Origin of the sequence: Amycolatopsis sp. NPDC051372 (assembly GCF_040682095.1) — a bacterium.
GTDB lineage: Bacteria > Actinomycetota > Actinomycetes > Mycobacteriales > Pseudonocardiaceae > Amycolatopsis.
In genome coordinates, this window is record NZ_JBFBAF010000049.1 from 11,633 (window position 1) to 27,805 (window position 16,173).

Here is a 16,173-nt window from a genome sequence, read left to right on the forward strand (position 1 = left end):
GAACCCGGGCGCCCGAGTTCTTTTTTTGCCCTGTGTTCCCCAGGTCCGGCGGGGACTGCCCAGGACGCGGACCGCGCGCCTCGCCCGCGCACCGCCTCTTACGCCCACCGGTTCGGCCCACACGAGCCTCAGACACCCCGGGCACCGTTTGTCGGGATCAGCCGATCTTCACACCCCGGCGGCACTGCGCACCCCGGTTCGCGGAACCGGGCCCGGACACGAAACGGAACCGGGGGAGCAGCCCCGACCTCTGCTCCCCCGGCCCCTCGCGCGCTCTACCTCGTCGGCGGAGCAGGACTGGTCGGCGACGTCGTCTTCGCCGGGGCCGACGACGTCGGCTTGGCAGGTGCGCTGGAAGGAGCACTCGGCGCCGAAGTCACCGGCTTCGGGATCGCCGCGGCAAACGGCACGCCCGTCTCCTCGTGGCAATACCCGAGGTAGCCGTTGTAGCCGTCGCGGTTGCCGTTGGCGTCCTGGACACCCTGGACGAGCTGCGGGCGCGGGAAGCGGTTGTCCTCGCCGACCTTCGAGCGGGTGCCGGTGTCCTGCTCGCAGCCGTAGCGGGTGACGGTCAGCGGCCGGCCCTGGTCGTCGTAGAGGTAGACGTCCGTGAGCGGCTTGCCGGCGGCGTCGAAGGCGTAGACGTTGTCGACGTCCTCGTTGCCGTACCGCAGCTGCTGGTTGCCGTAGGTGTCCGTGGACGGCGACGAGTACGACGTCGTGTCCGGGTAGTACGTGCGGTGCGTGATCAGGTCGATCGCCGCGCCGAAGCCGCCGAACGCGCCGCCGATCACGAAGGCCGACACCGGCACCGCGATCCACAGCAGCCGCCGGTCGCTGCCGGTCTTCGGCCCGGCCCAGACCACCGCCGCGGCGGCCGCGATGAGGAACGGCAGCAGCAGCACCGCGTACGAGTGCCGCACCATGAGCAGCAGGCCGAACCCGATCAGGGCCACCGCGCACACCACCCACCACGCGGGCTTCAGCGTACGCAGGTACGCCACAGCCTTGTCGCCCTCACGGTTCGAGCGCCACGACCGCACCGACTCCCGCGTCCGCACGACCTCGGGCAGCTCCAGCACGGCCGAAACCCCGCGGTGAAACAGGAAAATCAGGCTCAACGCGAACACCGGCGCCAGGAGCAGCAGACCCAGCAACCTGTCCGGGTCGAGGCTCACCGCCGCCGCGAACGCGAACAACGCGAGCCCAGCGGCGCAGAACACCAAGCCCCACAAGGCAAATCGCGCCGCGAACAGGCTCGGGGCCTTCGCCGGAGCCAGCACGGCCGTGGCCGCTTCGGCACCCGCGGGCGCCGGCGGATAACCCCCGGACGCACGCAGCTCGGCCGCATAGCTCTCCGGCGAGCCGAGCCGTTCGATGAGCTGCTCGACGCGCGCGTGGGCCCCCAGCTCAGTTTCCATCTCGGCCAGGTGCGGCCGGACGTCCTCCAGGATCTCCTCGATCTCCCCCGCGGGCAGATCGCCGAGCGCGGTGCGGACCCTCGCCAGGTACACGCGCACCGCGGTGGGCTTCTCCGTACTCATGCTGCCTCTCCCAGTAACCCGTTCATCGTCGACGCGAAACTCGCCCACGTCTTCCCCGACTCCTGCAGCCGCGCTCTCCCCGGCTCGTTCAGGCTGTAGTACTTGCGGTGCGGGCCCTCTTCGCTCGGCACGACGTACGACGTCAGCAACCCGGCCTTGTACAGCCGGCGCAACGTGCCGTAGACGGAAGCGTCCCCCACTTCCTCCAGGCCGGCCACGCGAAGTCTTCGGAGCACGTCGTAGCCGTACCCGTCGTCTTCGCGAAGCACGGCCAGCACCGCCAGGTCCAGCACTCCCTTGAGCAGCTGACTGATCTCCACGGCACCCTCCAGTCTTGCGCTTGGAACGGTACCACGCATTGCGCAGTAGTGCGCACGGCGGACGGCCATTCGGCGGAAACCATCCGCGCACAGAGGTGAAGATCAGGGCGGAACGCCCAGCTCACGCCGGGTTTCGCGCCGCACGTCGGCCACCAGAGCCGAGCGCCGCCACGCGCGCGTCACCTCGATGAGCCACGCGGCCTCGGCACTCACGTCGGCAGCCACGGCCCGGCTCACGGGCGCGTCGGCATCGTCGGGCTGGAACCGGTGGTCCGCTTCGCGCGCGACGAGGGCCGCCGCGAGCGTGGCGGCGTCGACGGTCGCGGCCACCCGGCGCGTCGGCACGCCGTCACGCCGCGCGCGGTCCACCACGCGCGCGGGCAGGTCCGGGTCGAAGTACGGCCGCAGCGCGAGATGCCCGTCGCGGATCTCGATCACGCGCCGGTAGAGCGCGAACTCCGCACCGCGCCCGAGCCCGCTCGCCGGATCCAGGGCGATGCCCGGCACGGCGTCGCGCAGCACCGTCCACAGTGGCTCGATCCGGCGGTAGCCGCGGTACGCGCGCGCCCAGCGGAACGGCGCGGCGAGCGACGGCCCCCACACCGACAACGTCGACCCCGCCACCGCGAGCACCACACAAGTGGCCCCCAGCACCGCGGCCGGCAGATCCTCCGTCGCCCCGACGCGGCCATCCGAGATGAGCGCGGCCACGTCGTCGAGATCCCACAACGTCCACGCCACCGCCGCCACCACGCCGGCGAAGATCAACCACAGTCCGGTGCGAAGCGAACCCGCGCGGGCGCGCGTTGCGAAGCGCGCGAAGAACACGGCGACGAGCGTCAGGCTGAGCACGCCGTACACGACGAACACCAGCTCGTACGCGATCAGGAACGGTCGCCCCTCAGCGGCGACGACCGTCTCGTCGCCCGAGCAGTCCGGGCCCGCAAGCGTGAACAGCACGATCTCCACCACGATCACGAACCACGACAGCACCGCGTGCCAGCCCAGGCGCGCGTCGGCGCCGAAGCGCATCGAGCGCGTGAACGCGACCGTGAACCCGATCGCGCCGAACTTGGCGAGGTCGCCGGCGAGCGGCGCGTACTCGGCGTACCAGCGGTGGTGGCCGGCCAGCTGGTCCATCGCCGGCATGCCGTCGGTGATGCCGAGCGCGATGCAGATGCCGAAGCCGGCGAGGAACCACAGCGTGCGCGCCGGCTGGTCGCGCCCGGCCTCGAGCAGCTTCACGCCGAAGCCGGCGAACCCGAGCACGCAGGCCAGGTACGCCAGCGTCTCGATCACGGGTTCCGGCGGCGCGGGCGGCCACCGAACATGTCGTCCATGCGGGCCATGCCGCTGTCCGGTTCCGGCCGCGGCGCCTGCACCTTCGCCACGCGCTGGGCGAGCAACGACGCCACGAGCTCGGCTTCCTGCTCCTCCACGGCCGAATACGTGGTCCGTCCCAGCACGCGGCGGACCAGCTCGGGCGAGAGGTTCGGCATCAACGCGCGGCTCACGGCCGTGTCGATCGCCGCGCCTTCAGCGCCGGCGTCGGACCCGACGTGCCCGCACAGCAGGTGGCCCACCTCGTGCAGCAGGATGTGGCGCCGGTGCAGGGCCGTGGTGTTGGTGGGATAGAGGATGTAGTCGGCGCGCGCGGTGCTCATCAGCAAGCCGCACGGCCCGCCGGACGGCGCGTTCACCGGCATCAGCTCGATGGGCCGGCCGCGACCGGCGGCGATGCCCGCCACGAACTCGGCGGGGTCGAAGGGCTCGGGCAGCGCCGGCGCCTCGGCCAGGCGACGGCACCGTCGCCAGAGCTCGCGCTGCCGGTCCGCCACCGCTCAGTCCTCCTTCTTCACACCGCTTCGCGCGGCCTCCCTCCGGGCGATCGCGTCGATCATGTCGCTGATCGTGTCGAGCCCGTCCGGCGAGAGCGTGATGGCCCGCAGCGCCACGTCGCGGACACCGGCGTCGCGCAAGGCGCCGAGCAACGCCAGCTCTTCCGCGATCTTCACGCTCTGCTCGTCGTCGAAGAAGTATGCCGGAGGAACGCCGAAAAACTGCGCGAGCGCCTCGAGATGACGCTTCGTGGGGTTGTCACGACGCCCGGTGCGCAGCTGCCAGAGGTACGTGGTGGAGAAGCTCTCCCCCGTCGCCTCACGGCACGCGCGGGCGACCTCCTCGTGGCTGTATTGCTCGCGGTCGGGCCGGCGCACGACGTGGAACAGCTGGTCGATCTTGTCGGCCAGCGACGATCTGTCCGGCTCCGTCATGCTGCTCCTCTTCCGCCGCGTTCATTCTAGTTGATCGCCCCGACAGGCGCATCAACGCGAGCTGCGGGGCCGCGGCTGGCACTTCGGGCAGGAGTAGGACGAGCGGTTCATGAACGGTTCCCGCCGGATCGCCGTTCCGCACCGGCGGCACGGTAGTCCCTCCTGGCCGTACGCGTCGAGGGAACGCGAAAAGTACCCGGATTGCCCGTTCACGTTGACGTACAAGGCATCGAAGGACGTGCCGCCCACGGCGAGCGCGGCGTTCATCACCTCGCCGGCGGCGGCCAGCAGTGCGCTCCCCTGGGCGTTGGTGAGCTTGTCGGTGGGCCGGGCGCCGTGCAACTTGGTGCGCCACAAGGCTTCGTCGGCGTAGATGTTGCCGACGCCGGAGACGAGGGTCTGGTCCAGCAGTGCGCGTTTGACCTCGGTGCGCCGCGAGCGCAACGCCTTCACCGCAGCGGCCGGGTCGAACCGCGCGTCCATCGGGTCGCGCGCGATGTGGGCGATGGTGGCGGGCAGCAGGTCGCCTTCGACGTCGGCGAGATCGTCGAGCGCGAGGCCGCCGAACGTGCGCTGGTCCACGAACCGCAGCTCCGGACCGTCGTCGTCGAAGCGGACGCGCACGCGCAGGTGCTTCTCGTCGGGCGTGCCCTCTGGCTGCACCAGCATCTGGCCGCTCATGCCGAGGTGCGCGAGCACGGCCTCACCGTGCGACAGCTCGAGCCACAGGTACTTGCCCCGCCGGCGCGCGGCCTCGACCACGACACCGGCCAGCCGGCCGGTGAAGTCTTCGGCGCCGAGGGCATGCCTGCGGATCGCGCGCGGGTGCAGGACCTCGACCTTGCTGACGGTGCGACCGGCCACGTGGGCCTCAAGGCCGGCGCGCACGACCTCGACCTCGGGAAGTTCGGGCATGGCGTCCATTCTGCCCGTCCGGTACGACAGTTCCGGACCGGCGGGCGTCAGCCTTCGGACTTGGCCGAACCGTCGGAGCCGTGGCCCAGCTCTTCGGAGAGGGCGCGCCACGCCGTTTCGGCGGCCTTCTGCTCGGCTTCCTTCTTCGTGGTGCCGGAACCGTCGCCCAGCGGACGACCCGCGACGAGCACCGTGGCGGTGAACTCCTTGCGGTGGTCCGGACCGGTGTCCTCCACGCGGTACTCGGGCACGCCGAGACCGGAGGAAGCGGTGAGCTCCTGCAAGCTGGTCTTCCAGTCGAGACCGGCCCCGCGCAGGGGCGCCTCGGCCAGCAGGCCGTCGAAGAGGTGGTGCACGAGCTTGCGCGCGACCTCGATGCCGTGAGCCAGGTAGGTGGCACCGATCACGGCTTCGAGACCGTCGGCGAGGATGCTCGCCTTGTCCCGGCCGCCGGTGAGCTCTTCGCCCTTGCCCAGCAACAGGTGCGCCCCGAGCCCGCCCTCACCCAGCCCACGGGCGACACCCGCCAGCGCGTGCATGTTGACGACGCTGGCGCGCAGCTTCGCGAGCTGGCCTTCCGGCAGGTCCGGGTGCGTGGTGTACAGGTGGTCCGTGACGACCAGGCCGAGCACCGCGTCGCCGAGGAACTCCAGCCTCTCGTTGGGCGGGAGCCCACCGTTCTCGTACGCGTACGAACGGTGGGTCAGCGAAAGCCGAAGGAGCTCGGGGTCGAATTCGACCCCGAGCGCCTCGAGCAGTGTGATGGGATCGGCCGCGGGTCCCCCGGCGGACTTACCCCCCATGGTCGGCTGCCCGATCAGGCGGGCTCGACGACCTGGCGGCCGTTGTGCTGGCCGCACGTCGGGCACGCGATGTGCTGGAGCTTCGGCTGACGGCAGGCGCGGTTGGAGCAGGGCACCAGCTGAACCGGAGCCGCCTTCCACTGGCTGCGGCGCGCGCGCGTGTTGGATCGCGACATCTTCCGCTTCGGGACGGCCACGAGTAGATCTCCTTCAGACTGTCTGCCCGCGTTCACGAGCCGAACTGACTTCTCCCGGATCGAGCTGGACGCTCGTCAGGCTTGCTCTCCGGAGCCGTGCGCAGGCTTTTCGCCCGCGTTCTCGTCGAATCGCTCGACCAGCGCGGCCCACCGAGGATCTATCTTCTCATGCCCGTGTCCGGGCTCGAGATCGGCCCACTTGACGCCGCATTCGGTGCACAGCCCGGCGCAGTCCTCCTCGCACAGCGGCACGAGGGGAAGGGCCAGGACCAGGGCGTCGCGGACGATCGGTTCGAGGTCGATCCGGTCGTCGACCAGCCGCGGGATCTCGTCCTCGTCGGTGGTCTCCTCCGTGGCCGTACCGGGGTAGGCGAACAGCTCCGTGAGGTCGACCTCGATCTCCTCGGTGAGGGGGTCGAGACAGCGCGAGCACGTGCCGGTGGCGGTGGCGCTCGCCGTGCCGCTGACCAGCACACCCTCGACCACGGATTCGAGGAGCAGGTCGAGCTCGAGGACGGAGCCGGCCTCGAGCGAGATGACGTCGGGCACACCGAGGGCGGCGTCGAGCGGCACGCTCCGGCGCACCTCGCGGCTCAGGCCGGCGCGGCGGCCGAGCTCACGGGTGTCGACCACCCACGGGCTCTTGTCATCCAGCTGTGCGGGGCGGGTGTTCTGGGCAGGGTTCTCTGACATCGCATACCAGGGTACGCAGGGTGCGCCAGTGGTTTCGCGCTGGTGCCGAGCGTCACTCCCGCAGGGGGTCAGACCTGGTAGTCGTACAGCGTCGGACGGCCGCCGCTGCCGCCCAGGTTCACCGGCGAACGCAGGTGGTTGCGGCCCGAGTCGACGGTCCGCAGCGTGGTCGCGAGCAGCTCCGAGAACTCGGCGAGCTTGCCGTCCACGTACGCGTCGCAGTCGGCGCGCTGGCGGTCGGCCTCGGCGTGGGCCTCGTCGACGATGCGGGCCGACTCGGCGTGCGCGGCCTGGACCACCTCGGTCTGCGAGACCAGCCGCGTCTGCTCGGCGCGGGCGTCCTCGATGGCGCGCTCGTAGGCGTCGCGGCCGGCCTGGATCATGCGCTCGGACTCGGCGCGGGAGCGGTCGGTGAGGTTCTGGTACTCGGCCTGCCCGGCGGCGACCATGCGCTCGGCCTCGTTGTGGGCGTCGCCCATCATCTGCTCGGCGCGGGCGCGCGCGTCGGCGAGGATCCGCTCGGCCTCCGACGCGGCGTCGGACACCGTGCGCTCGGCCTCTTCGTTGGCGCCGGCCACCGTCTCGCCGGCTTCCTTGCGGGCGGCGTGCAGGAGGTCGTCGCGCTTGTCGAGCACGTCCTGAGCGTCGTCGACCTCGCCGGGCAGCGCGTCGCGGACGTCGTCGAGCAGCTCGAGGACGTCGCCGCGCGGCACGACGCAGCTGGACGTCATGGGCACCCCGCGGGCCTCTTCGACGATCGTGACGAGCTCGTCGAGTGCCTCGAAAACCCGGTACACGGCCACTCCCTCAAGCAGTAATCCCCGTTCGCTACCGATCAGTCTGCCCGCTTGCCGGCCTGAAGCGGTGAACGCGCGCCGGACTGGGCGTGTCCTCTTGCGAACGACTCATGACGCAGCGTGCCGCCCCACCCGGCGCGGGTGGGGCGGCACGCAGGCGCGTCGGGGGTTTCAGGAGTTGAGGTCGATGCGCTTGAAAGTGGAGTAACGGTCCGGCGTGTAGGCCAGCTCGCCGCCCTTGCCCTTGATCACGCGGTCGTTGGTGCCCACCGGGAACAGCTGGTAGTAGCCCGCGGCGCAGGCCGGCAGCACGCCCTCGCGGTTCTCGTAGGTCTGGCCGGTCGCGCCGCTGCGCACCTGGTTCACGACCGACTTCGCGGCCGAGGACAGGGTGGAGTAGCCGATCTTCGCCAGGCCCGAGAGGTCGCCGCAGGAGCCGGTGTCGCCGCCACCACCACCGTTGACGTCGATGACCTTGAAGGTCTCGTAGTGGTCGCCGGTGTAGAAGTACTCGCCGCCCTGGCCGGTGATGATCCGGCGCGTGCCGCGGTTGCTCGCACCGGGCGTGGGCACGGTGTACTCGTGGTAGTAGCCGGAGGAGCAGGACGGCAGGATGCCTTCACGGTTGTCGAAGACGACGCCGTCGTTCTTCGGGTACGGGAAGGGCCCGCCCTTCTGGATCAGGTTGTAGGTCGTCGTCGCCTCCGCGGGGAGCGAGGACAGCGACGTGTGCGAGAAGCCCGACAGGTTGCCGCAGGAGTTCTGCAGCACGGACGCCGGCGCCGCCGGGGCAGCGGGCGCCGCGACCGCGGCGGTGCCCAGCCCGAGGAATCCGACCAGCAGCGCGAACAGGACGGTCGCTAAACGCGAACGGTGGTTGGCCATTTTCGGACCGTAACCCGATCGGATGGTCGCGAGGCTGCCGTCAAGTGAACAGCTTCGAGCGTTCCCCGAAGTCCCGACGATGGTCGCAACCCGTTCGGGCGAATGCGCCGGGTGAACGTGCGAAACCGCTCGGCTCTTGTTTGCGAGCAAGCGGATCGTGTTCGGGTACGAAACGGGTCTTGTTCGCGAACGAGCGCTTTTCGTCCGGGACCGCGCTCAGCCCTGGTGCGGGAACACCTTGCGGAGCCGTTCGAACACCACCGGCGGCACGAGCCGCTCGACATCGCCGCCGAGCGCCGCGACCTCCTTCACCAGCGAGCTGGAGACGAAGCCGTAGGCCGGGTTGTTGGCCATCAGCAGCGTCTCGAGGCCGGTGAGCTCGCGGTTCATCTGGGCCATCTGCAGCTCGTAGTCGAAGTCGCTGACCGAGCGCAGGCCCTTGGCGACGGCCGCGATGTCGTTCTCGCGGCAGTAGTCCACGAGCAGGCCATGCCACGAGTCCACGCGCACGTTGGGGAGGCTCGCGGTGATCTCACGCAGCATCTCCAGCCGTTCCTCGACGGTGAAGAGGCCCTTCTTGCTCTTGTTCACCCCCACCGCGACCACTACCTCGTCGAAGAGGACGGAGGCCCGCTCGATGATGTCGAGGTGTCCGTTGGTGGCCGGATCGTAGGAACCGGGACAGACCGCACGCCGCATGCGCGGACGCTACCAAGCCGCGACGCTGCGCGCGCACTTCGTGACTGCTGCGTCACATCTGTGATCGACGCGTGTACTCCGCCCAGTGCAGGGCGGTGTCGCCGTACTTCTTGTCGCGCGTGGGCGTGTAGGCGCCAGGCCAGTCCGGCGCGCCGTCGCGAGCGGCACGTTCGATCACCACCAGGGCGCCGTCGGCGAGCCAGCCGCCCTCGTCGAGCGCAGCCAGCACGGAGCCGAGCGCGGCGGCGTCCACGGCGTACGGCGGATCGGCCAGCACCACGCCGAACCGCGCGGGCGCGGGGGCGGCGACCACGGCCTCCACGGGGGCGGCACGGACGGTGCCGCCCAGGCCCAGGGCGCCGACGTTGCCGCGCAGCACGTCGGCCGCGCGGCGGTCGGCCTCCACGAACCAGGCGTCGGCGGCGCCGCGGGAGAGGGCTTCGAGGCCGAGGGCGCCGGAGCCGGCGTAGAGGTCGAGCACGCGGGTGCCGTCGAGTTCACCGGCCACTTCGAGCGCGTTGAACAGCGCTTCGCGTACGCGTTCGGACGTCGGGCGGGTCCCCTTGGGCGGCACCTTGAGCCGCCGGCCGCCCGCCTTCCCCGCCACGATCCTCGTCACCCCGCCATCTTCGCCGAACGTCGCGGTGTGGCGTTGGGCAGGACTTGCTGAATCTCGCGCGCGCGGGCGCGTACAGTCGTTCTTCGCCCTCGTGAGGCATCGAGTCGTTTAGGAGCGTTGCGTGTCGGAACCCCGGGTGAGACGGGCGGAGATCGCCGTCGAGCAGGCCCACGTGGATCGGGTCTACACCCGGCTCGCAGAGCTGCGGGTACAGGCCGAGGCGATGCGCACGAAGGGATACGAGCTGGGGCAAGGCGCCCAGCGCGAGGCGATTTTCGAACAAGCCTCGATGCTTTTCGAACGCGACATGATGGTCTTCCACGCCAATCAGACCCTCCAGACGCTCGACGCCGAGTACGAGGGCCTCGTGTTCGGCCGGCTCGACCACCTCGACCGCGACCACATCTACGTCGGCCGCCTCGGCATCCGCGACAACGAGTTCGACAACCTCGTCACCGACTGGCGCGCGCCCGCCGCCGCGGCGTTCTACCAGGCCACGGCCGAGGAGCCGATGGACGTGGTGCGCCGCCGCGTCATCCGTTGCTCCGGTCAGAACGTGCTCGATGTCGACGACGACGTGCTGATCCCCGACGCCGTGCCCGAGGACATGCAGGTCGTCGGCGAGGGCGCGCTGATGGCCGCGCTCGGCCGTTCCCGCGGCGAGAAGATGCGCGACATCGTCGCCACGATCCAGAAGGAACAGGACGAGGTCATCCGCGCGCCGTGGCGCGGTGTCACCGAGATCACGGGCGGTCCGGGCACGGGCAAGACGGCCGTCGCCCTGCACCGCGCCGCGTATCTGCTCTACCGCCACCGCCGCCAGCTCGGGGGCGCCGGCGTGCTCGTGATCGGGCCGTCCGGGGTGTTCACGACGTACATCTCGCGGGTGTTGCCGTCGATGGGCGAGACGAACGTGGAGCTGCGCGCCCTCGGCGAGGTGCTCGACGGCCTCGCCGCTACCCGCCAGGACACCTCCGAGCTCGCCGCGATCAAGGGTTCGCTGCGCATGCGGAAGGTGCTGCTGCGCGCGTTGCGCGACACACCGCCGGAATCGCCGCAGGAGATGCGCATCGTCTACCGCGGCGAGGTGCTCAAGCTCTCGGCGCGCGAGCTGGAGAAGGTCCGTCGGAAGGCCCACACCCAGGGCGCACCGCCCAATCGCGCGCGCGTGCGCACGGCCGAGCTGCTGCTGGGCGCGCTCGCCGACAAGGCCGAGGAGTACGCGAAGGCCGACGGCAAGCAGCTCGACCGCGCAGAGCTAATCAGCGACCTCGGCGAGCGCATCGAGTTCCACCGCTTCCTCGTCGTCTGGTGGCCAGTCCTGTACCCGGCGCAGATCCTCAAGTGGCTCGGCGACGAGAAGCGCCTCGCCGCGGCCGCGAAGGGCGTGCTCAACCGCCACGAGATCTCCCTCCTGGCCGCCGACTTCGCCGACCGTTCGCGCGGCTGGTCCGTCGCCGACGTCGCCCTGCTCGACGAGGTGCGCGTCCTCGTCGGCCCCGAGCCCAAGCGACGCCGGCGCCAGACCGTCCTCGAGGCTGAGCCCGAGCGCGGCACCACCGGCGGCGGCACCCACCGGCCCGAGCACTACGACGAGTACTCCCACGTCGTCGTCGACGAATCCCAGGACCTGTCCCCCATGCAGTGGCGCATGGTCGGCCGCCGCGGCAAGTACGCCAGCTGGACCGTCGTCGGCGACCCGGTGCAAAGCTCCTGGCCCGACCCCGACGAGGCCGCCGCCGCACGCGACCAGGCCTTCGGCGTGAAGACCACGCGCCGCCGCTTCACGCTGCGCACCAACTACCGCAACTCCGCGGAGATCTTCGACCTCGCCGCGAAGGTCGTCACCGGCCACGCCCAGGCCGACGAGCTTCCCCGCGCCGTCCGCACCACCGGCATCGAGCCCGAGGTCCGCCCCGTCGAGGCCGGCGCCCTGGAAGGCGCGACGCAGGCCGCGGTCAAGGAACTCCTCGGCTCCGTCGAAGGCACCGTGGGCGTCATCACGGCCATGGACCGCGTCCCCGAGGTCACCGCCTGGTTCACCGACGAGACCGACGAACGCCTCAAGGTCGTCGGCAGCCTCGACTCCAAGGGCCTCGAGTACGACGCCGTCGTCCTCGTCGAGCCCATGGACCTCGTCACCGAGTCCTCCACCGGCCGCCGCGTCCTCTACGTCGCTCTCACCCGGGCGACGCAGCACCTGATCGTCCTGGCCTCGAACCCGGACTGGCTGCCCACCACCTGACCCTCCGCCCGCTCACCTTCAGCCGTTCGCCTCTCAGCGGCGACGCCCCGTCTCGTTCGGCATCTCCGGTCTTGGCCGGGTGATCGGGTCGACCGGACTTCTCGGGCCCTGCGCCCGCCGCGCGCCCAGGCCCCGCGCCCGCCGAGCTCCCAGGCCCCGCAGCCGCCGCGCTCCCAGGCCCGCAAGCGCTGGCCGGCCGCGCGCCTCGGCCGGCCGCGCCGCCGTGGCCGGGGCGGGCCGGGCGCCGGTTCGCCGCTGATCGGCGACAGCCGCGCGACCCAGACGCCGAATGACCTCACGCCCGCCAGGGCACGCTGCAAGTGCAAGAGACCCGCGCCCCATCGCCCGACCGTGAGGCTGGCCACAAGCAGGCCCCGCCGCCGCCCTCTCCGACTCGTCCGCGTCCGCGCCCCGTCGCCGGATTCGCGGCCCCGACGACACGGCGCAACCCGGATTCGCCACTGATCGGCGATGGCCTCGCCCGCCGCGGCGACCAAGACACGCACCACCGAACCCGGCACTCCGGCTGAGGCCACACACCCGAGTTGACCGTGGCCGCAAGCCGGGCCCCGGCCCGACCACGGATTCGCCGCCGAGTGGCGAAACTCTCGCCATCCGGCGGGGAACCGTCGGTGTGTCCGATCTCGACCGAACGCCGGCCACCCGACCCTGACTCGCCGGGAAGGGAACAGCCGTCGTATGCGTTACTGCTCAGCGTGAGTTCTCTGCCTGACGTCCCGCTGTCCGTGCTCGACCTCTCCCCCGTCTCGGACGGGCACGGGGTCGGCGAAGCGCTGCGCAACACCATCGACCTAGCCCGGCACGCCGAGCGGCTGGGGTACCGCCGCTACTGGCTCGCCGAGCACCACAACATGCCGGGCATCGCCAGCTCGGCCACGGTGGTGCTGATCGGGACCGTCGCCGACGCCACGGAGTCGATCCGGGTGGGGTCGGGCGGCATCATGCTGCCCAACCACGCGCCGCTCGTCGTGGCCGAGCAGTTCGGCACGCTGGAGGCGCTGCACCCGAACCGCATCGACCTCGGCATCGGGCGCGCGCCCGGCACCGACCAGCGCACGGCACTCGCGCTGCGCGGCCCCGGCGGGCTGTCCGCCGAGAACTTCCCCGAGCAGCTGATGGAGCTGCTCGAGTACTTCGAGACCGACCCGGCGCGCGGCGTCAATGCCGTGACCGCCGAGGGCAACAAGCCGCCGCTGTGGCTGCTGGGCTCGTCCGGCTTCAGCGCGCAGCTGGCCGGCCGCCTCGGTGTGCCGTTCTCCTTCGCGCACCACTTCGCGGCCGAGAACACGCTGCCGGCCGTGCAGCTCTACCGGGAGAACTTCCGCCCGTCCGAGACGCTGGCCGAGCCGTACGTGATGCTCGGCGTGTCCGTGGTCGCCGCGGAGACCGACGAGCGCGCGCAGTTCCTGGCCGGCCCCAGCGGGCTGACGTTCCTCAGCCTTCGCCGCGGCCGTCCCATCGCGCTGCCGACGCCCGAGGAAGCCGCCGAGTACCCGTACACGGAGATGGACCGCGCGTTCCTCGCCGACCGGTTCGGCTCGAGCATCATCGGCTCGCCCGAGACCGTCCGAAAGGGACTCGACCAGCTCCTCGCCGACACGGGCGCCGACGAGCTCATGGTCACCACCATGGTCCACGGGCACGAAGACCGTCTGCGCTCCTACGAGATCTTGGCGGACCTCAAGAACTGACGACACGCAGAAGAGAGATCCCGGCCCGGGTGGCCGGGATTTTCTTTTCCGCTCTCCGGCCGCCACGTCGCGGACAGACCCGGCAACCACCGCCGGCCATTCAGTGGCCAATCCGCGGCAACAGCGGACACGATCGACCGGAGACGAGATCCGCCCGTCGGCAGAAGACTCGTGGGTCTTTCGCCACCGGGACGACCAGGTCAACAACGCCCACGGAGCTAAGGGCGCGACCGATCTGCGCAACACCCTCTTGGTCTTGTACCATGTGGTTGGCACAAAACAAGGGGGGCTCACGCCATGCACGTCGACAATGTGGTCCCAGTCGCGATCGTTTGCGGCTTGTTCGGCCTGGCCATCCTGTTCGTGCTCTGGCCAGGCCGGCGCCAGGGCGCGCGCCTGCTCGCCAAATGGGGCTTGCCGGACGCGACCCCGGACCAGGTGTCCGTGGCCGTGCGCTACTTGCGCCGCCGCAGGCTCTGGTATCCGTGGCTGTTCGTGGGCCTCCCGTTGATCCCTGGCGCGGCGGATTTCGCCAACGCCAACGACGTCAGCGCGATCATGACCGTGCTCCTCTTCGGCGGGCTGATCGCCGAGGTACTCGCGCAACGCCCGGCTCCGAGCGCACGCCGCGAAGCCGTGCTGGCCCCGCGCGGCATTCTCGACTACGCCCCGAAATGGGCGATCGTCGTGACCTCGCTGGCCGCGCTCGCCGCCACGGTGCACCTCGCCGCGACCGGGCAGTGGACGTTGTTCGGCGTGACCGCCGCGGCCACCGTCGTCGCGTGGGGCGTGGTGCTTCTCGCCGTCCGCCGGCCGGCGGCAGGTGACCCCGACATCGACCTGGCGCTGCGGGCCGCAGCGCGCGTGTCGCGCTGACGCTCGCCACCGGCATGTGCGCCACGACCGGCTGGTCCGGCAGCAACCTGGCGTCGTTCCTGGCGTTCGTCGTGACACTGGCCGCGTTCATCGCGATCGCCACGCCGCCGCGGAGACTGCCCGCGACCGCGACGGCGAAGTAGATGCCGTTGCGAGTGACCGTCGACGCCGACAACGGCGTCGCGCCCTGGCGTCAGGTCCGCGACCAGATCGTCCGCGCGATCGGCACCGGCGCGCTGCCGATCGACGCCCGGCTGCCGCCGATCCGTCAGCTCGCCCGAGACCTCGGGCTCGCCTCCGGCACGATCGCCCGCGTCTACCGCGAACTCGAGGCCGCCGGCTGGGTGACCACGGCTCGCGCCAAGGGAACCGTCGTCACCGGCTCGGCCGAGCGGCCGGACCGCGCGTCACTGCTCCGCGACGCTGCCACCGAGTACGCCCAGCGCGTTCGAGAGCTGGGCGTCGATCCCAGGGAAGCGGTCGACGCCGCGCGTGCAGCCCTCAGCGACTTTCCGCAGGGCCAACAGTGATCCCCTAGACCCCGGCCGGCGAGCTTTTCGCCACTTCGCAGACCATCTCCGGTACGGCTCGGGCACACCTCCTTCTGGCCGTACTCACTCGTGGTCGCGCACCGGGGCGAAGAGATCACCGCCGAAGCGGAATCCGCCCGTGGGCAAACGGGTTCAGTCTTGCAGCAGCACCCTCCCCACCGCGGCGATCACGGGCTCGAGAACCTCGAGCTCCGTGCCCACGCATTCCGTGATCCCCGCGCCGATGACGTCCATTTCGGACAGTTCATCGATCGCCCGGACAAGCTCGCTGACTGTCAGCCCACCGGGCTCCGGGTAGTTCACGCCACCAAAGGACGCCGGGTCCAAGACGTCGAGGTCAAGGTGCAAGTACACCTGCTCGACGCCGGACTCGCGCAGCGTCACGACGGCATTGTCGGTGTGTACAGCCAAACCTCGGCCGATGGCCTCTTCCTCCGGGGCGTCGAAAGCCCGCGTTCCGAACAGGGCCACCCGGCCGGCTTCGACAGCCGGGCTCGCCGCGAACTGCTCGTCGCCTTCGCCGAGCAGCGACCGCAGCACCATGCCGTGGAACGCGCCGGACAGCGATGACGAGGCCGTGTTCAGGTCCGGGTGCGCGTCGAACCAGGCGACGCCGAGCGCCGGGCCGTAGCGGTACCGCGCGACGCCGATCGGCACGAGCTCGACTCCGCAGTCGCCGCCGATCGTCAGGACCGGGCCGCCAGGTGCTTCGAGCGCGGCGAGTTGCGCCCCTCGGTTCGTGCCCGTGAGCACGGCCCGGTTGGCGACGCCCGACACCGCGTCGGATGTTCCGGGGTCCTGGTGGATGTGGTGCACCGGCAGGCCGAGGACGTGCCCGGCCAGCTCGGAAAGCGCGAGGCAGCCCTCGACCAGTCCCCGTGCCCGGGGGCCGATCGCGCCCTGCCACTGCGGCACCGCGTTGATCAGCATGCGCCCGACGTTAGCGCGGCGACGCCGGTCGAGACGAGCCCGAGACGGCGCGAACGGTCCATTCGCGCCGTGATGGCACGAATGGACCGTTCGCGACGGTCGAAACTGGCGCCG

At 70.9% G+C, this 16,173-nt stretch carries 19 protein-coding genes; 5 read left to right on the forward strand and 14 right to left on the reverse strand.

The window, feature by feature from the left end:
- Window positions 1–275 precede the first annotated feature (275 nt).
- The 13 genes from AB0M56_RS45930 to rsmD all read right to left on the reverse strand — a co-directional run bounded on the left by AB0M56_RS45930 (window position 276) and on the right by rsmD (window position 9,745).
- The gene (locus tag AB0M56_RS45930; RefSeq protein WP_364188593.1) at window positions 276–1,544 is read right to left on the reverse strand and encodes a hypothetical protein; all 1,269 of its coding nucleotides are present in this window, start codon (window positions 1,542–1,544) and stop codon (window positions 276–278) included.
- On the reverse strand, window positions 1,541–1,864 hold the full coding sequence (locus AB0M56_RS45935) for a PadR family transcriptional regulator (protein WP_220237677.1): 324 nt from the start codon (window positions 1,862–1,864) through the stop codon (window positions 1,541–1,543). Before AB0M56_RS45935 ends, AB0M56_RS45930 begins: the two co-directional genes overlap by 4 nt.
- Window positions 1,865–1,966: 102 nt before the next feature.
- Window positions 1,967–3,163 (reverse strand): MAB_1171c family putative transporter, encoded by a 1,197-nt coding sequence (locus AB0M56_RS45940; protein WP_364188596.1) that lies wholly within the window; start codon window positions 3,161–3,163, stop codon window positions 1,967–1,969.
- A complete protein-coding gene (locus tag AB0M56_RS45945) occupies window positions 3,160–3,702 on the reverse strand; it encodes a hypothetical protein (RefSeq protein WP_364188599.1) in 543 nt (180 codons plus the stop codon). The genes AB0M56_RS45940 and AB0M56_RS45945 overlap by 4 nt, the downstream gene beginning before the upstream one ends.
- Before the next feature lie 3 nt (window positions 3,703–3,705).
- Window positions 3,706–4,137, reverse strand: coding sequence for a helix-turn-helix domain-containing protein (locus AB0M56_RS45950; RefSeq protein ID WP_220237674.1), 432 nt, complete (start codon window positions 4,135–4,137; stop codon window positions 3,706–3,708).
- Between the two features lie 51 nt (window positions 4,138–4,188).
- Entirely contained in the window at window positions 4,189–5,052 is an 864-nt protein-coding gene (gene mutM / locus AB0M56_RS45955; protein WP_364188602.1) for a bifunctional DNA-formamidopyrimidine glycosylase/DNA-(apurinic or apyrimidinic site) lyase, read from the reverse strand.
- Window positions 5,053–5,099: 47 nt separating this feature from the next.
- Window positions 5,100–5,855 carry a ribonuclease III gene (gene rnc, locus AB0M56_RS45960; protein ID WP_354882244.1) on the reverse strand — a complete coding sequence of 252 codons (756 nt, stop codon included), beginning with the start codon at window positions 5,853–5,855 and terminating at the stop codon, window positions 5,100–5,102.
- A gap of 14 nt (window positions 5,856–5,869) precedes the next feature.
- Window positions 5,870–6,052, reverse strand: coding sequence for a 50S ribosomal protein L32 (gene rpmF / locus AB0M56_RS45965; protein ID WP_220237671.1), 183 nt, complete (start codon window positions 6,050–6,052; stop codon window positions 5,870–5,872).
- Window positions 6,053–6,127: 75 nt separating this feature from the next.
- Window positions 6,128–6,745, reverse strand: coding sequence for a YceD family protein (locus AB0M56_RS45970; RefSeq protein WP_364188605.1), 618 nt, complete (start codon window positions 6,743–6,745; stop codon window positions 6,128–6,130).
- 68 nt (window positions 6,746–6,813) lie between these two features.
- A complete protein-coding gene (locus tag AB0M56_RS45975; RefSeq protein ID WP_220237669.1) occupies window positions 6,814–7,542 on the reverse strand; it encodes a DivIVA domain-containing protein in 729 nt (242 codons plus the stop codon).
- Window positions 7,543–7,713: 171 nt separating this feature from the next.
- On the reverse strand, window positions 7,714–8,427 hold the full coding sequence (locus tag AB0M56_RS45980; RefSeq protein ID WP_364188608.1) for a ribonuclease domain-containing protein: 714 nt from the start codon (window positions 8,425–8,427) through the stop codon (window positions 7,714–7,716).
- A gap of 216 nt (window positions 8,428–8,643) precedes the next feature.
- On the reverse strand, window positions 8,644–9,126 hold the full coding sequence (coaD, locus tag AB0M56_RS45985; protein WP_364188611.1) for a pantetheine-phosphate adenylyltransferase: 483 nt from the start codon (window positions 9,124–9,126) through the stop codon (window positions 8,644–8,646).
- Between the two features lie 52 nt (window positions 9,127–9,178).
- Window positions 9,179–9,745, reverse strand: a complete 567-nt coding sequence (rsmD, locus tag AB0M56_RS45990; RefSeq protein ID WP_364188614.1) for a 16S rRNA (guanine(966)-N(2))-methyltransferase RsmD — start codon at window positions 9,743–9,745, stop codon at window positions 9,179–9,181.
- A 121-nt stretch (window positions 9,746–9,866) separates the two neighbouring features.
- On the opposite strand from rsmD, the gene AB0M56_RS45995 reads away from it, so the two are divergent.
- The 5 genes from AB0M56_RS45995 (at window position 9,867) to AB0M56_RS46015 (ending at window position 15,108) form a co-directional block, all read left to right on the forward strand.
- Window positions 9,867–11,990, forward strand: coding sequence for an ATP-binding domain-containing protein (locus tag AB0M56_RS45995; RefSeq protein WP_364188616.1), 2,124 nt, complete (start codon window positions 9,867–9,869; stop codon window positions 11,988–11,990).
- A gap of 716 nt (window positions 11,991–12,706) precedes the next feature.
- Window positions 12,707–13,702, forward strand: coding sequence for an LLM class flavin-dependent oxidoreductase (locus tag AB0M56_RS46000; protein ID WP_364188619.1), 996 nt, complete (start codon window positions 12,707–12,709; stop codon window positions 13,700–13,702).
- Window positions 13,703–13,999: 297 nt separating this feature from the next.
- Window positions 14,000–14,578, forward strand: coding sequence for a hypothetical protein (locus AB0M56_RS46005; protein WP_364188622.1), 579 nt, complete (start codon window positions 14,000–14,002; stop codon window positions 14,576–14,578).
- Window positions 14,579–14,592: 14 nt separating this feature from the next.
- The gene (locus tag AB0M56_RS46010) at window positions 14,593–14,721 is read left to right on the forward strand and encodes a hypothetical protein (protein WP_364188625.1); all 129 of its coding nucleotides are present in this window, start codon (window positions 14,593–14,595) and stop codon (window positions 14,719–14,721) included.
- Window positions 14,722–15,108, forward strand: a complete 387-nt coding sequence (locus tag AB0M56_RS46015) for a GntR family transcriptional regulator (protein ID WP_364188628.1) — start codon at window positions 14,722–14,724, stop codon at window positions 15,106–15,108.
- A gap of 153 nt (window positions 15,109–15,261) precedes the next feature.
- Here AB0M56_RS46015 and AB0M56_RS46020 read toward each other — a convergent pair whose 3' ends face one another.
- Window positions 15,262–16,059, reverse strand: a complete 798-nt coding sequence (locus AB0M56_RS46020; protein WP_364188631.1) for an arginase family protein — start codon at window positions 16,057–16,059, stop codon at window positions 15,262–15,264.
- Between the last annotated feature and the right edge of the window lie 114 nt (window positions 16,060–16,173).